This window comes from Bombella saccharophila, assembly GCF_026385475.1.
In the GTDB taxonomy this organism is placed as follows: domain Bacteria; phylum Pseudomonadota; class Alphaproteobacteria; order Acetobacterales; family Acetobacteraceae; genus Bombella; species Bombella saccharophila.
Map to the genome: position 1 here is coordinate 40688 of NZ_JANIDW010000005.1, position 16509 is coordinate 57196.

The 16509-nt window shown below is 55.1% G+C and carries 15 protein-coding genes; 7 read left to right on the forward strand and 8 right to left on the reverse strand.

Translation table 11 applies throughout. The features are described from left to right. Window positions 1-27: 27 nt before the first annotated feature. The 8 genes from mutL to NQF64_RS08540 form a co-directional block, all read right to left on the reverse strand. A complete protein-coding gene (gene mutL / locus NQF64_RS08505; RefSeq protein WP_266107082.1) occupies window positions 28-1920 on the reverse strand; it encodes a DNA mismatch repair endonuclease MutL in 1893 nt (630 codons plus the stop codon). A 48-nt stretch (window positions 1921-1968) separates the two neighbouring features. After that, entirely contained in the window at window positions 1969-2505 is a 537-nt protein-coding gene (locus NQF64_RS08510; protein ID WP_099027476.1) for a DUF3035 domain-containing protein, read from the reverse strand. An 82-nt stretch (window positions 2506-2587) separates the two neighbouring features. Beyond that, entirely contained in the window at window positions 2588-3079 is a 492-nt protein-coding gene (gene lspA, locus NQF64_RS08515; protein WP_407651839.1) for a signal peptidase II, read from the reverse strand. 50 nt (window positions 3080-3129) lie between these two features. Beyond that, complete coding sequence (gene ileS, locus NQF64_RS08520; RefSeq protein ID WP_266107084.1) at window positions 3130-6099, reverse strand: isoleucine--tRNA ligase; 2970 nt, start codon at window positions 6097-6099, stop codon at window positions 3130-3132. Between the two features lie 67 nt (window positions 6100-6166). Further along, window positions 6167-7096, reverse strand: a complete 930-nt coding sequence (locus NQF64_RS08525) for a bifunctional riboflavin kinase/FAD synthetase (protein WP_099027441.1) — start codon at window positions 7094-7096, stop codon at window positions 6167-6169. Window positions 7097-7128: 32 nt separating this feature from the next. Next, window positions 7129-7425, reverse strand: a complete 297-nt coding sequence (locus NQF64_RS08530) for a twin-arginine translocase TatA/TatE family subunit (RefSeq protein WP_099027442.1) — start codon at window positions 7423-7425, stop codon at window positions 7129-7131. A gap of 103 nt (window positions 7426-7528) precedes the next feature. Then, window positions 7529-8005, reverse strand: coding sequence for a CHAP domain-containing protein (locus NQF64_RS08535; RefSeq protein WP_266107085.1), 477 nt, complete (start codon window positions 8003-8005; stop codon window positions 7529-7531). Between the two features lie 26 nt (window positions 8006-8031). After that, on the reverse strand, window positions 8032-8637 hold the full coding sequence (locus NQF64_RS08540) for a regulatory protein RecX (protein WP_266107086.1): 606 nt from the start codon (window positions 8635-8637) through the stop codon (window positions 8032-8034). 93 nt (window positions 8638-8730) lie between these two features. On the opposite strand from NQF64_RS08540, the gene NQF64_RS08545 reads away from it, so the two are divergent. The 7 genes from NQF64_RS08545 (at window position 8731) to NQF64_RS08575 (ending at window position 16509) form a co-directional block, all read left to right on the forward strand. Further along, complete coding sequence (locus NQF64_RS08545) at window positions 8731-10410, forward strand: D-aminopeptidase (RefSeq protein ID WP_266107087.1); 1680 nt, start codon at window positions 8731-8733, stop codon at window positions 10408-10410. A 161-nt stretch (window positions 10411-10571) separates the two neighbouring features. Beyond that, window positions 10572-11747, forward strand: a complete 1176-nt coding sequence (locus NQF64_RS08550) for an aspartate aminotransferase family protein (RefSeq protein ID WP_266107088.1) — start codon at window positions 10572-10574, stop codon at window positions 11745-11747. Window positions 11748-11760: 13 nt separating this feature from the next. After that, window positions 11761-12729, forward strand: coding sequence for an ornithine carbamoyltransferase (gene argF / locus NQF64_RS08555; RefSeq protein ID WP_099027446.1), 969 nt, complete (start codon window positions 11761-11763; stop codon window positions 12727-12729). Between the two features lie 50 nt (window positions 12730-12779). Beyond that, window positions 12780-13766 (forward strand): Hsp33 family molecular chaperone HslO, encoded by a 987-nt coding sequence (gene hslO, locus NQF64_RS08560; protein WP_155573892.1) that lies wholly within the window; start codon window positions 12780-12782, stop codon window positions 13764-13766. Continuing rightward, the gene (locus NQF64_RS08565; protein ID WP_099027448.1) at window positions 13763-14845 is read left to right on the forward strand and encodes a hypothetical protein; all 1083 of its coding nucleotides are present in this window, start codon (window positions 13763-13765) and stop codon (window positions 14843-14845) included. The genes hslO and NQF64_RS08565 overlap by 4 nt, the downstream gene beginning before the upstream one ends. Continuing rightward, window positions 14842-15606, forward strand: a complete 765-nt coding sequence (locus tag NQF64_RS08570; protein ID WP_266107090.1) for a hypothetical protein — start codon at window positions 14842-14844, stop codon at window positions 15604-15606. Before NQF64_RS08565 ends, NQF64_RS08570 begins: the two co-directional genes overlap by 4 nt. Before the next feature lie 120 nt (window positions 15607-15726). Then, window positions 15727-16509 carry a gluconate 2-dehydrogenase subunit 3 family protein gene (locus tag NQF64_RS08575; RefSeq protein ID WP_266107091.1) on the forward strand — a complete coding sequence of 261 codons (783 nt, stop codon included), beginning with the start codon at window positions 15727-15729 and terminating at the stop codon, window positions 16507-16509.

The following is a 16509-nucleotide window of genomic DNA, read 5'->3' on the forward strand; positions in this document are numbered from 1 at the left end:
GACTGTGAGGGGCTTGTTGATGGGACGTTATTTCACTCGGCCGAATAATGTCTCTAGCCCTGCGCGGTCTAGCCGTAACCATGTAGGACGACCATGAGGGCAGGTATTAGCGCGCGGGTGCTGCTCCATCCCCCGCAAGAGGGCCTCCATCTCCTCCTGCTTGAGGATGCGCCCGGCCCGAATACTACCATGGCACGCCATCCGCGCCATAATGGCCTCAAACCGGGACTCCAAACTATCCGTCTGCCGTGCTGCTAAATCGGGCATTTGAGCAAGTTCTTCGGCCACATCGCGCAGCAACCCGGCAACATCACCACCGCTTAACGGGGCAGGAAGGCTACGGACAAGGATGCTCCCATTACCAAAGGCCTCAATCTCTAGCCCTAAACCGGCAAGCTCCTCCGCGCACTGCAAAAGGGCTATGCTTTCATCATGGGGGAGGTCCACAACCTCCGGCATGAGGAGAGCCTGTGCGGTTATAGCCCCCTCTGCAAAACGCGCACGCAAACGCTCATGCGTTAAGCGTTCATGCGCGGCATGTTGGTCGGTGAGGATTAAATCCCCATTCGGCGCGATGGAGAGAATATAAGTGGCGTGAATCTGCCCAATCGGCACACCGAGAGGATAAGAAGGCGGTATAGTTTGCGGCTCTGATGAATCCGTCTGCGCGGCCATCGCACGCTCATCCAACCCAGCAAATGCCGTAGTGTAAGAACGCTGCCCCTCTGCTACGCCCTCACCATGCTGGCTACGCCCCCCTTGCGGAGGCGTTAGACGCCGTATGGAAGGGCCAAACCCAAAATCTCGCGCAGGAATAGTGTCCAACCGTGGCTGGGGAGCGGATACTGCGTGGCTTTGGCTTAACTGGGCTGCCTCTTGCCCTGCATGACGACCAATGACGCTAAGGTCTGCCTGAATCCCACCGCCTTCACCTGCCCCACGCGCAAGGGCACGGCCTACCGCCCCAATCACAAAGCCACGCACCTCGGCCTCATCAGCAAAGCGCAGTTCCGTTTTAGCGGGATGAACATTCACATCCACACGCTCTAACGGTACTTGAAGATGCAATAAGAAAATGGGAAAACGCCCACGCTCTATCACAGGCCGATAAGCAACGCGCACCGCTGTTCTTAAAACGGGGTCCACCACGGGACGATGATTAACGAGCATGAATTGCCCTGCCCCCGTGCGCCGGCTCTCCCCCGGCCCGCACAGATAACCGCTTAACCGCATAGCCCCGCGTTGCTCATCCAGATGCAGCAAGTTATCCTCAGGTACCGCTAAAATAGAAGCAACACGGCCCGGCATATCTTGCGGCGGTAGATTCATAATCTCCCGCCCATCAAAGGTAACGCGAAAGGCACATTCTGGCGCGCTAAGGGCAATCCGGCGCATGACGCTCTCAGCATGGCCGCTTTCAACCCGCACGGTTTTAAGAAACTTCCGCCGCGCTGGTGTGGCGAAAAACAAATCCCGCACCACAACGCGCGTCCCTACGCTGCCTGCCGCGGGGAAGGGGCCTTTCATCACCCCGCCTTCCACCGATAACTCCCATGCGGACTCTGCCTCTGCCGTACGGGATACTAAAGATAAGCGAGCACTCGCCCCAATGGAGGGCAAAGCCTCCCCACGGAAGCCTAAAGTCTGAATGGCTGTTAAATTATCATCAGGTAACTTGGAGGTACAATGACGCTGCACCGCGAGGGGAAGCTCCTCCGCATCCATCCCCCGACCATTATCGACAACCTCAATAACGTCACGACCACCACCGCGCAGAGCCACATCTATCCGTGTGGCCCCGGCATCTAACGCATTTTCGACAAGCTCTTTAAGGGCCGCAGCAGGCCGCTCCACCACCTCACCCGCTGCGATAAGGTCCACAACATGATCAGACAAACGGCGAATTACAGGCCGTGCCATATACCCTTCCCCGTAAGAAGGCCTCGTAAGAGAGGAGGTCAAACCTCCTTACTTCTTACTGCTTTTCTTTAAAGTAGGCGTAGCCCCTTCTGTAAAGCTCTGCCCCAAAGCCTCTGCCTTTTGGATGCGGCGATTTTCGGCCTCACCATCAACCACACTCCCCGCACGGCCCCCGCGCCAGAAGAGCAGACTATCCACAAAGCCTGCATCAGCATCACCTAACTCGGCATTAGCTGGCGCGTGTGAGGCAGACGCCGCATCCTTTACAAGGGCCTCTTGGCCTGCACTATCCGCCCCAGCATTGGGATGCAAGGCCGCATCAGGATCCAGCGTCTCAAGAGCTTGCATACGCGGGCTTTCATCAGGGCGGTTGGCACTGGCAGAGCCTGGTAGAGCCAGTTGCTCCGATGGTGGCATGGAGAGAGGCGCACGCGTCGTCACTGTATATTCATCCGGCAGGCTGCGTTTGAGGCCAAAGCCACGCGCAACATCGCTACCAGAACAGCCCGCCAGCGCAAGCCCGACTGAGGCCGTAATCCCCAACCGAACCCCATAACGCATAATTGAAGGAGCAAAACGCCGCATGACAGGTTCCCGCATTGCACTGACAAGAAGATGGCTCAATCCTATAGCCGTCCTACCCTTAATGAGCAAGCCGCTTGTCATTTTATCCATGATGTGACCGCCTCTCTACCAAGAAAGAATCAAGCAGCCACAGCCCAACACCACACACAATGGCCGAATCTGCAATATTAAAAACATACCAAGACCATTGCCCAATGTGGAAATGGAGAAAATCCACCACAGCCCCGTAACGTAGGCGGTCAATCACATTCCCAATCGCCCCGCCAATAATCCCACCACAGGCAACACTTACCAACCGGCGGCGCGAACGTGCCAGCACACATAACAGCCCCAGTACAGCTAAAGCCGAAATGATGATAAACACCCATCGCCCATGCCCCCCAAACATGCCGAAGGTCACAGCGTGGTTCCACACCATCGTGAAATTAAGCCAGGGGAAGATCACAACACTCCGTTTTGCAGGGAGGTCTAACCCCTGTAAAATCCATGCCTTACTGATTTGATCCACCAATAAGACGAGCAAAGCGACCACCACCCCAACACGCCGCCAACGCGGCGTAGGTTGAGACGTCACAGGCGAGGAAGCCTTCGCCTCACTCTGAGGTTCCGGCCCGGTTGGGGACATCATGCGCTTACCGCCTCCACACAGCGCAAGCAGAGATGCGTATGCTCCTCATTCTGCCCCACATCAGGTAGGACACGCCAACAGCGCGCGCATTTCTGCCCATCTGCACGGCGCACCTGTACGGGGTCTGCATCACTACCCTCTTGTAGATGCACTTCCGAAGCCAAGCACAGCGTCGCCCAATCCACATCCTCCGAAGCCGCTTGCTCCTCCGGCGTGAGAGAGAGGATCACTTGTGCTTCCAGCGAGGAGCCAATAAGCCCTTCCCGCCGTGCAGCCTCTAACGCTGTATTCACCCGACGACGTACCTGACGTACCAGCTCCCAATGTTCGATTAAAACCGGGTTATGCCAGCCATCTTCAGGCACGAAGAAACGCTCTGCATGTACGCTGCTTTCCGTCCCAAAACGCGCCTGCCATGATTCTTCTGCCGTAAAGACCAAAGCCGGGGCAAGCCATGTCGTTAAAGCACGATGGAGAATATCCAGCACGGTGCGTGCTGCACGGCGTTTAGGCGAATCCTTCGGGTCGCAATAGAGGCAATCTTTGCGGATGTCGAAGTAAAAGGCTGAAAGCTCATTATTGCAGAAATTATGCAGCAGCGGGTAAACGCCATTCCATTGATGAGTCTGCACCGCTTCTTGAATACGCTGATACAGCTCGTAAAGGCGATGGAGGATATATTGCTCCAAAAGCGGCAGGGCCTTACGCGCTTTCTCGGTCGTTTTATACCGTAATGCGCGCGCGGCATCCTCTGGGAACAGCTTATGCAACACCTTATCGGCTGGGGCAGAAACATCCTCCCACCCAAGCGGGATAGCTTCCTCTGCCTCAAACCCCTCAAGCGCGCCAAGCAACCAACGCAGCGTATTACGCACGCGGCGATACAGCTCGCCTTGTTGTTTGAGAATCTCCTTACTGATGCGGAGGTCCTCATTTGTATCGGAGTTCAACACCCATAGGCGCAATACATCCGCCCCTAGGGTCTCTGTAACATCCTTTGGCCCGATTGTATTGCCGAGGGATTTGGACATTTTCCGCCCTTGGCCATCCAGCACAAAGCCATTGGTCACAACCGCCTTATAGGAGGCCTCACCTTCTGCCCCAACACTCTCCAACAAAGAGGATTGGAACCAACCGCGATGCTGGTCTGACCCCTCCAAATACAAATCAGCAGGGTAATTCACCCCTTCCTGATGCAGAACAAAGCGATGGCTGCATCCACTCTCAAACCAGACATCGACAATATCAAAGACTTGGTCATAATCGTCCGGGTTGCGGCCTTCACCAAGATAAATGGCAGGGTCCGTATCGTACCATGCATCTGCCCCACGCTCTTGGAAGCTTTGCACCACGCGGGCCATGACCTCCGCATCACGCAGCACCTCACCGGTGCGCTTCTCCACAAATACGGCAATCGGCACGCCCCAAGAGCGTTGGCGAGAAATACACCAATCGGGCCGTTGCTCAATCATGCTGGTTAAGCGGCGGCGCGCGCTTGCAGGAACGAAGGTAATATCCTCCAACGCATTAAGAGCTTTCTCCCGCAGGCCGGGGCCGCCCTCATCACCCTCACGCGGCTCCATCGCGATGAACCATTGCGGCGTTGCCCGGAAAATCACCGGCTTTTTAGACCGCCAAGAATGAGGGTAAGAGTGGATAATCTCTGCCTGGGCCATCAAGCCACAAGCGGGCCGACCTGCCTTCTGCGCGGCCTCGCGTACCTCGGTCAACAAGCTGCATACAGGCTGCGTAGCCTTAAAGACATGCACACCACCAAGTTCTGGCATCCAATCCACATAGGTGCCGTTATCGCGGACCTCCTCCGTGACCTCCACCCCATGAGCGCGACAGAGCATAAAGTCATCATGACCATGGGCCGGGGCCATATGAACCAACCCCGTACCGGCATCAGTCGTGACAAACTCTCCCAGCAAGAGCGGCACGTCATAATCAAACCCACGCCCCCGCAAAGGGTGCGCAAACACAGCCCCCTCTAGGGCTTGGCCGGGCAAGCTATGCAGCACATTATAGGCGTTAAGGCCCGCTTCCTCCGCAAAAGCTGTAAGACGATCCTCAGCGATGAGCAGCTTGGCCCCCACAGGCACGAGGCTGCCCTCCTTCACGCTAGTAACCTGAATGACGCTATAGAGAATCTCCGGCCCTGCCGCGAGGGCACGATTGACGGGGATGGTCCAAGGCGTTGTCGTCCAGATAACTGCGGAGACACCCTCTAGCTTATGGCCCTCTGTCGGGTCCTTCACATTCGGGAAAGCCACAAAAAGCGTTGTGGAGGTGATATCGTGATACTCGACCTCCGCTTCGGCAAGGGCTGTCTTTTCTACAGGGCTCCACATTACAGGGCGTAACCCACGATAAAGCCGCCCATTGAGCAAAAACTTGCCAATTTCTTCTACAATCTGGGCCTCGGAGGAGAAATCCATCGTCACATAGCGATGATCCCACTCTGCCTGAATGCCTAACCGCTTAAAATCCTCCCGCTGGGCCTCGACCCATTTTGCCGCATACTCACGACATTCCGCACGGAATTGGAGGACAGGCACAGCGTCCTTATCCTTGCCTTTTTTGCGATATTCTTCCTCAACTTTCCATTCAATCGGCAGGCCGTGGCAATCCCACCCCGGCATATAGCGGACCTCCGCCCCATCCATCCGATGCGCCCGGTTGATGACATCCTTCATCACCTTATTAAGCGCATGGCCAATATGGATATGCCCATTCGCATAAGGCGGGCCATCATGAAGGGTGAAGATACGCTCCGCCTTACGTCCTGCCTCGCGAATCTGCTCATCTAGCCCTGTCTCGGCCCATTGCGCCAAAATCTCCGGCTCCCGCTTAGGGAGGTTCCCCCGCATAGGAAAAGAGGTTTTGGGGAGGAACACCGTACCGCGATAACGGTCTTGTTGTTCACGAAAGAGGGTATCGGTCTTTTCGACAGACTCAGACATGGAATAAGCGCGCCTGCTTAATAGCTAAGAAAATACCCCTATTTATGGAGAGATGCGGCCTCTTTGGTCAAGCCCTTGCGGCAAGAACCTCCCGCGCTTGGGCGGCATCAAGAGCGATTTGCCTTTTGAGGTCATCCAAAGAGGCAAAGCGTTTCTCTTCTCGCAAAAGAGCAAAAAGCTCTACTTTTAATATCTGGCCGTATAGGTCCCCATCAAAATCAAAAAGATGCGCCTCTAGGCGACTTTCCTGCCCATCATCAATCGTTGGGCGGCGGCCAATATTCGCCACACCTGGGAAAACGCGCCCACCAGGAAGATGCACCTGCACCGCATAAACACCCCGTGCAGGCTCAATATGATCGCCTAACGCAATATTAGCTGTTGGGAAGCCCAGCGTCCGTCCACGCTGGTCCCCTTTAACAACTTCCCCCGTAATGGCCCAATTACGCCCTAACAATTCTGCCGCTTTCTCTGGATAACCCTCTTGCAACAAACGACGAATACGACTGGAAGAAATTGGCCCCGCTGCATCAGCCAGAGGGGGAACGATACTCACACCAACGCCATGAGCCACCAACAACCGCTCCAACAATACCACATCGCCTTCTCGCCTATGGCCAAAAGCGAAGTCTGCCCCACACGCCACATGAGCCACATGTAGCCCGTCAATCAACACGTCACGGACAAAAGCTTCCGCCCCTAAATGGGAGAACGCATTATCAAAACGTGCTTGTACAACGCAACTTACCCCTTGCTCTTCTAACGCACGGGCACGTACCTCCGGGCGCATAAGCCTAAAGGAGGGGTCCTGCGGACGAAACAAAGAACGCGGGTGTGGCTCAAATGTTAAAACCCCAACCCGATACCCCGGCCGAGCCATCTTCAAACTCTGCATCAGATGGACATGGCCACGATGCACGCCATCAAAGTTACCCAGAGCAACCGCGGCTCGCCAGCAGGAGCGCGGCACAGCTCGCCAGTTTTTGCAGAAGATCATAAAGGCTTTACCGAAGTATCAAATACCGCTTTTCAGCGTGGATGATGGGACTCATCATCAGCCATACGCACATCAACTTGTTGAGATGACTGATCTTGATGAGGGGCGTTCTGTTGGCCTGATTGAGAGGCCTGCGGCGGGGGGGATAAACGTTGGTCACCCTGTTGAGAGGCAGACCCCTCTTTATCATCCTCCGCCATACCTTTCTTGAAGGATTTGATCCCTTTCGCAAAGTCCCCCATCAAGCTGCTAATCTTGCCCCCACCGCCGAACAAGACAAGTACAATGACGGCAAGGATCACCCAATGAATCGGACTCATGCTACCCATAGGATCTACTCCCTAATAAGGTTAATGCTTTATTACTGTGGCAGGGGTGATAGAATTGTGCAACCCCTCCCCGTTATTTGCACCATAATGGTGTAACTACATCCTAACGCATCGGCAAAATAAAGCCATAGGTTGCATAAACACGCCGCCCCATTCGCCCGGAGGGGGCCCACCATACGCGCACATGCGACCAATCCCCCCGTACAGAGACATCCTCTACCAACGCATGACGCTCTATCCGCCCGCCAACCCAGTTGGCATGGTCAACCTCAATTTGCCGCTGCGTGCGGATACGCCGCACGACAGAGACATGCCCATCCGGGATGCGTGAACTCGCTTTAAAGACTAACACACTCCCCACAACCGGCTTATGACTGCGCGGATAATGACCACGAGCCTCCCACCACCAATCTGCCGCCCGACCACGCAATTTGATTGCACTCACCTGCCGTGCATAAGGCGCGCATTGCACCGGGCCATGATAAGAGCCTACTGAAGAGTTGCTACAGGCCCCAAGGGCGAGACATAACGACACGGCAAAAAGAGCCATAGCCCGCCATGTTATCCCACGCATCACCATGATACTCCCCCTCCCTCAAGGCCGGTTTATAAAGACCGAAACGCAATAATCATATCCTCAGCCTCCTCGCGCTCCATCGTCAAAGCGGCTTCGGCAATATCATGTGAAAATCCATTACGTGCAAAAATGGCTAGGAGTTTAAGCCGTTCCTTCTCCGGCCTATCAGGCCGTCGAAACGGCCCAATAGCACGCTTACGGGCCAAAATAAGAGCCGCTGTTAATTCTGCCTGGCGGGCCTGCTCATCCCCCACCTCACCAAGGCTCTCATCCATTGCCTGTTGTGCGGTTTCACCATCGACGCCTTTCGCATGAAGATGAGCATGCACAGCCCGGCGTGACCGACCCGACCGCGCCAGATAACGCGCTTTTGAACGCGAAAATACGGCATCATCCACCGCGCCTAGCCGTTGCATATCTTCTATAATCTGCTCAATCCACGGTTGGCAGTCTTGCTCCTTTATAGCGACATCTTCAGCGAACATACCGGCCCGTAAAGCCCGCATGCCCCAGCGTTTTACACGCCGTTGCAACATCTGCCGCAAACTTTGCCGCGTGGTGGCAAAGCGGGCCAGATGTACCAAAGCCGCCTCGCGTAGTTTTTGATAGTCCGGTGCTGGTGGAAGGTCAGACATGCTTTCAACCTATAGCCTGTCTTGCTCTTGGCGTCCAAACTCTTCATCTCTGAAAGACCGAGTTTGCTTCCATTCTCACCATTAAGGCCGCCCATGCCACGACATTCTCACACCTCCCAGCTTGAGCGTATAAAAACAGCCATTACGACCATTCAGCACCGTTATCCCGGTCCGGGTGGGGCCGTGGCGGTCCTCCATGAAGGGAAGGTTATTGCGTGCCAGACATGGGGCTATGCGTCACTTGAACGCCGAATCCCTTTCACCCCAACAAGTTTGTTTCGTATTTGCTCCATCACCAAACAATTTACCTGCGCGACTATGCTCGCCCGTTATAACGACCCCGAAATCCTCGCCCCTTATATTCGTAAACGCCTCCCCCATCTCCTCTCTGACCCACCAAGCATTGCCCAGTTAGCCCATAATCAATCGGGCTTGCGCGATTATTGGGCTGTAGCGATGCTCCATGGTGCAGCGATTGAAGGGCATTTCAGCCCTGCCGATTCTGAGAGAGTGATAGCGGGGACGCGCTCGCTCCATTTTATACCGGGGACATCCTATTCCTACGTAAATCAGAACTTCCGCCTCATTTCCGAAGCGATGGAGGAAGAAAGCGGGCTGAGCTTTGCCTCATTGCTCCAAGAGCATATCTTTAAGCCTGTAGGCATGGACCATGCCATCCTCTCCGCCGAGACAACCGCCCTCCCAGACGGGACAACCGGTTATGAAGGCACAAAGGAGGGAGGCTATTGGCCTGCCCGTAATCATATTTATTGGACAGGTGATGCCGGGATGGCAGCCTCTCTTGAAGATATGATCGCATGGGAGCGGTTTATCGACCAACAGCGTGATGACCCTCAAGGCCTCTATAACCGTCTCTGCCCTATTGTACAGTTTGATAACGGCCATAAGGCCCCCTATAGCTACGGCCTCCAGCATGGTAAAATCGCGGGCTACGACATCACCTCACACGGGGGAGCCTTACGCGGTTGGCGGTCTAATCGGCTGCATTGTGCTAAGCTGCGTTTATCCGTGGTTGTGCTTTTCAATCATATGGCCCCAGCCCAACAGGCCGCGGCGGATCTGGCTCATGCCTTCTTAGGTGACGAAACCGCTAAACCCACCCCCAGCCCTGCACGCTCCTGCCCTACATCCCCCCATATGTTAGAAGGCCTCTGGCTAGATGAGGAAACAGGGCTCTCCGCCCGCATCAGCGCAGCAGAACCGGGGAAATTGCAGCTCCGCTACCTTATGCTGCCGGAAACACTGGATATGATTGACCCTCACCTTGCAGAGAACGGGTCTGTCACGCTGCGGCATATCCACGATAAAACCATGCATACAACGCCGCCTAATAGAGCGGAAGGCGCGCATATCCTTATGGTTCGCCCGGGGGAAAATCGTCACGCCCTCCTCCGCCCCTACCCCACAACGCCTCAACCCTCCCTAGAGGACCTCACCGGCCTTTATGACTGTGAGGAGCTTGATAACGCCCGCATTACCATTACAAACCAAGGGGGCTTATTATATGGAGGTTTCTCTGGCTTTTTAGGCACTGGACGGATGGAACGGCTAGAGCATTTAGGCCCGGATTTATGGGTTCTCCCCTGCCCGCGCGCTTTGGACCATACCGCCCCCGGTGATTGGACACTCCATTTTGAACGCCGCCAGGGAACAATCCATCAACTCCGCATTAGCTGTTGGCTAGCCCGGAACCTGATTTATCAACGCGTTCCTAAAAGTGAGGCAGACAGCGCAGCGAGAACACATACTTAAAGACCCGTTTTCCCACCTATAGGAATTGACGACGGCTCTTTCTCCACGCAGTATAGCAGCATAGCCCCCCTGATCTGCTCCTTCAGACAGGGGTGTTTTCCGTTGGATGAACGGAGAATACGCTATGTGGTGTTATATCTAAGTCGGGGAACGCGTCCATCATGATCGCCTCCATCATGCCGAATTATAAACGCTTCGACCTTGCTTTTGAGCATGGCGAAGGCCTCTGGCTTACAAGCACAAATGGACGACGTTATCTTGATTTCGGCGCGGGGATTGCCGTCTCCTCCCTCGGCCATAGCCACCCTGCCCTTGTCGAAGCGATTACCGCACAAGCAAAGAAGCTCATCCATGTCTCCAACCTCTATCAGGTGCCGCAAGCAAAAGCCTTAGCGGACCTGCTCGTAGCCCATAGCTTTGCGGATTCCGTCCTCTTTTGTAACTCTGGGGCGGAAGCGAATGAGGGGCTGATCAAGCTTATCCGCCGGGCGCAATATAAAAACGGCCATCCTGAACGCACGCGGATTATCTGCTTTCATCACGCCTTCCATGGTCGGACATTAGCGACCATCTCCGCCACGGGAAATCCCGCTTATTTGGAAGGTTTCGGCTCCCCCGTAGAAGGGTTTGACCATGTCCCCTTTAACGATATTGAGGCCGTTCGCGCAGCGATCACAGACAAGACCGCTGGCATCCTCATAGAGCCTGTCCAAGGGGAAAGTGGCATCCGTGCTGCAGAGCCTGCGTTCTTACGCGCTTTACGTGCTCTTTGTGATGAAAAAGGGCTGTATTTAGGGATTGATGAGGTCCAAAGTGGGATGGGCCGCACCGGTACATTCTTTGCTTTTGAACATGCTGGCATTACGCCAGATGTCGTCTCCTCCGCCAAAGGGATTGGCGGGGGCTTCCCCCTTGGGGCTGTTTTAGCCCGTGCAGATTTAGCCCAGCATCTCACCCCCGGCACGCATGGCACAACCTATGGGGGGAACCCTCTGGCCTGTGCAGCGGGCTTTGCTGTCGTCAGCGAAATCCTCCGCCCCGGCTTCCTAGAGCATGTCCGCACAACAGGCGCAGCTTTTGGGAAAATGCTCGAGGCTTGTGTTACAGACCATCCCTCCATTTTTGAGGAAGTACGCGGCATTGGGCTGATGCGGGGTTTGCGGTGCCGCATCCCTGTAGGGGAGGTGCTTGAGGCTGTTATGGCAGAAGGGCTCCTCGCCATCGGGGCGGGCGATAATGTATTGCGCCTCGTCCCCCCCCTCATCGCCACAGAAGCAGATTGCGCGGAGGCTTGCACCCGCATCGGGCGTGCAGCTCACGCCCTAAGCAACCAATAAGGAGAGCAGTAGCGTGAGCAACGATTATACCTCATCCCCTCGGCACTTCCTGGATATTAAGGACCATTCCACCGAGACATTGCGCCATATTCTGGACCTTGCGGCCCATATCAAAGCTCTACAGCAAGAGCGCAAACGCCCTCTCTGCCCTGGTCTGCCATTAGCCGGACGTGCTTTGGGGCTGATGATGTCCCGCCCCTCCACCCGCACACGTGTCTCTTTTGAGGTGGGGATGAAGCAGCTTGGCGGGACGGTTAATGTCCTCTCCCCTGCGGATATGCAGCTTGGCCGGGGCGAGAGCATTGCCGATACGGCGCGTGTCCTCTCCCGTTTTTTGGATGTTATCACCCTCCGCACGGGGACAGATGCTAACCTTCGGGAGCTTGCCCGCTGGAGTGATGTGCCCGTCATTAACGGGCTAACGCCAGTCTCCCATCCTGTGCAGATTTTGGCCGATATTCTCACTTTTGAGGAACATCGCGGCTCCATTACCGGCAAAAAACTGGCTTGGATTGGCGATGGCAATAACGTCGCCACCTCCATGATTGAGGCCGCCGCACGGCTAGGCTTCTCCCTGCATCTCGCCACGCCAGAAGGGGAGTTTATGCCCTCTGAGACGGCTGTAAACTGGGCGCGCGCACAGGGCGGTGATATTCAACTCACCCACGACCCGCGCGAGGCTGCCGCGGGGGCTGATGCCATCATCACCGATACATGGGTCAGCATGGGGGATAAAGATGCTGAAAAACGCCATCAAATCTTCCGCCCTTATCATGTTGATGAAGCCCTCATGGCTCTCGCAGCACCGGAGGCCCTGTTTATGCACTGCTTGCCTGCCCATATAGGGGAGGAAGTCAGCAAGGCCGTGTTTGAAGGCCCGGCCTCTGTTGTGTTTGATGAGGCAGAAAACCGCCTACATGCCCAAAAGGGATTGCTGCTCTGGTGCTTGGGGGAAGATGACCTCTCCGCTTATCAGGGCTGAGAGGGCACACCCCTCTCCCCTCTATCGGGGCCAAAAGGGAGGATAGGACCATGACAAACCCGGTGACAGAAACCACCCCTACAGCCACGACCCGCCCGCAGGATGTACCAGACCTAACGGTTGCCCATGCGATTACGCCCTTCCATCTCGGCCATGTGCCTGTTCGAGGGCGATTAATTACGCTTGGGCCGTTGGCTGATGCCATCCTCTCCCGCCATGATGAACTTCCAGAGCCTGTGCGCGCCCTTGGAGGCCAAGCCCTTGCCTTGGTAGCGGCTATGGCAACGGCTTTAAAGTTTAAAGGCTCCTTCTCCCTACAAGTTAAAGGCGATGGTCCGGTCTCGCTCTTTCTGGCCGATTGCACCGATACAGGGGCGTTGCGCTTTACCGCCCGCATGGCAGAGGACTACACCACCCCCCTGCCTGAAACCGCTCCGGGCTTGCTTGGCAAGGGGTATCTGGCCTTTACAGTGGACCAAGGGCCAGAGACGGAGCGTTATCAAGGGATTGTTGGGCTAGAGGGTAAAGACCTCGCCGCCATGGCGACGCACTACTTTCAAACCAGTGAGCAACATGATTGTGCCATCCAACTTTTCTCCCGCTTAACAGAGAGCGGGTGGCAAGCGGGGGCGTTGGTGTTAGAGCGTCTGCCCGATAGCGACCCCGTTGCCGGTAATGATGACCAGCAACATTCCGAGGCGACCATCCAAGACCTCTGGGAGACGGCTTGCACCTTTGCTCATACCCTAAAAGCGGATGAATTATTTGACCCTGCTCTTTCAGCCTCTACCCTTATCACAAGGCTCTTTGGCACATTGGGGGTAGAGCTTGCCCCGGCGAGGCCGCTCTCCTTTGGGTGCCGCTGTAGCCGTGCCCGCCTGCAAGGGGTGTTAGAGCGTTTCAGCACGGATGACCTTGACCATATGGCCCAAGATGGGGTGATTTCTATGGAATGTCATTTCTGCAATACGGCCTTCACCTTCCCTCGTGATAGCCTTACGCATCATACAAACACACTCTCTGCCGAGACGCCATGACGGCAGCACACCCCGCAGAACTCCACCGCAGAGGCCAACCTCTTACAGGGCTTTATCCCGGCTGGGAAATGGGCCAGCGTATTTCTGGCCCTGCGGGTATGGACATCCTAATCCTTCAGCATCCCCGCACCAAAGAAGAGGCCTATTGGTGGCTCTCCCCCGATGGCGAGATTTTAGCCTGCCATGCTCTCGCCCTAAGGGGGACATGGCAAGAGGCCCTCGTCAAAACATTAGACCCTGTCCTCCAACCCCTTAGTGCAAGCCTGCTTGATGGGGCTGCTCCCCTTCCCTCTGAAGATGATCTTTTAAACGAACCTCTTCCCCTTCTGCGCGCTCTTCCTGCACCTGCACGTTTGCAACTGGTGACGTTATGGTTCCAAACCGCGCGAGCGGCGATGCATGTTATCTCTCTTACAGCCCTCTTAGAGCATGAAAATGAAAGCCCTTTTCCCCCCGCCTTCATCCAAAAGCTATTCCGCACACGTCTAGCCGGGCCGCATAGTCTGGCCTGCTCCCCCTTTAATGGGGACATTATCCGTACAGAGCTGACAATCACTTTAGAGCAAGGCATAGCATGTCGCTTTACTGACCCACAGGAAGAACTCACCTTTTATCTCTTCTGGCCACATGGGGATGAAGGCAACACCTCTCCCGAGACCATTCCACCAATTTTCTACCTTCCCAAAGCCTCACTATTAGTCGGGGAGGGACTCTTTACCCCGTTAGTACCTACTTTTCTTCTCTCATGGTTTATAGGGACACCACATTGTGTTGAAGAGCTCAAACAAGCCCGCCCCTTCACGCTAGAGGATTACGGCGTTGGCCATGCCTCTGCCTTATGGGACAATCTTTCCTCCCCGAAAAAAACAACCGAACGCGGGAAGGCTGGACAAATACTCTCTTCTTTCCCATTCTCCTCTCTATTATGGGGACAGGCCGCTTTTCTGCGACCTCTAGGAGAGACGCCCTTTACCCCTTTAGAGGATGAGATACACAACAAACCAACGCAGAAACGGGCCCAAAAGCCCTATCAACCTCGTAAGAAGAAACGTAAAAAAGGACGGAAACGCCGCTCATGACCATTACACGCTTTGCCCCCCTCTCGCGCTTATGGCCTTGTTTGGCTCTCCTCTTCGGGCTGGCTCTCTTAACAGGCTGTGCGCATGATGAAGGTAATGAGACCTTCCCAAAAGCTGATTATAGCTATCTGCCACCACTAAATCTAAATGTCAGCCAGATCACAATCACTAGTCAAATCCAACCGAATTATGACGATTTAACCGCACGAAGCCCCAACAACCCCGAGAGTGACCTCCAGCTCATGGCGCGTCAGAGATTACACACAACGGGAACGTCCGGCTCAGCGCAATTTATCGTCACGCAAATCGAGATGACAAAACTCTCTCATCATAGTTTTAGCGGGACTTATGGCGTAAAGCTCACACTGGATGACCCAACCCATCAACGCCATGGCTTTATCACCGCACGTGTCCATCGCACCATTGAGGCCCCCGGCTCTTATAGTCTGGAGCGTGACCTCCACACGCTAAACACGGCCCTCATGGATGATATGAATGTCGAGCTGGAATATCAGGTCCGCAATCATCTTGCCTCTTGGTTGACTGACGCCACCGGTACGCCGCTAAATGCCACTACCGTCCAAAGCCAAGACCTCTCTAGTACAGAACTCCCCGCGTTGGAGGGCAGCGCACAACAACATGCCCCCCTCAACACCACGGCTCCTGCTGCCCCTCACCCCACTTCCACAACATATGAGAGCACCACGCCGACAAAGCTCCACTCCCCACCGCCGGGTGTTCTCTCCCTACCACAACATTAAACCTACCTCCTCGCTATAAGGTGAATATATGACAGCAGATTCACTTGTATTCTGCGAAGATTTTGCTCACCTTACCGCATCTTTAACCATCTCTTCATCTCCTCAGGCCCACCCCACACGATGACGTCATCCCCCTCTCACCCCACTGCTCCATCCCGTACTGCGTTATCGCGGCGGGGATTTATAAGGGGGACTGGTGCGCTTTCTGGCTCATCATTACTAAGCCATGCAGCCCAAGCCCGTGCTGACTTAAAGACCCAGCAGGCCAGAAAAGCAGAGAATGATCCCGCCCGTTATGTGCCGCGTTTCTTCACAGCGGAGGAATATCGCTTCCTCTGCCATGCCTGTGAGCGGATTTTCCCAGAAGATGAAAATGGGCCCGGTGCATTAGCCTTAGCTGTACCGCGTTTTATTGATAAACAAATGCAAACCCCTTACGGGCAAGGGGACCTCTGGTACCTTCACCCCCCATTTGTCAATGGTCCACCAGAACTCGGCTACCAACTTCCCTACGGCCCGCAAGAGCTGTATCGCCGTACGATCGAACCTATTAATACCCATTGTTTGATGACCTATAACGCCCTCTTTGCAGACCTCACCACCACACAGCAAGATGAGGTTCTTCATAAACTTGAGGACGGCGTCTTACAGTTTAATGATATTCCCGGGGCTGTCTTTTTTGAGCAATTACGCACCAATACGTTAGAAGGTGCCTTTGCCGACCCCCTCTATGGCGGTAATGACGCTATGGGGGGATGGAAGATGATGGGCTTCCCCGGTGCGCGGGCCGATTTTATGGATTGGGTCAACCAGCAAGGGGCCCCTTATCCGCTTGGCCCTGTTGGTATGCCCCCTAATGTTGCCCCCTATGGCCCTGATGCGCTTCATGATGAGGAAGATTAA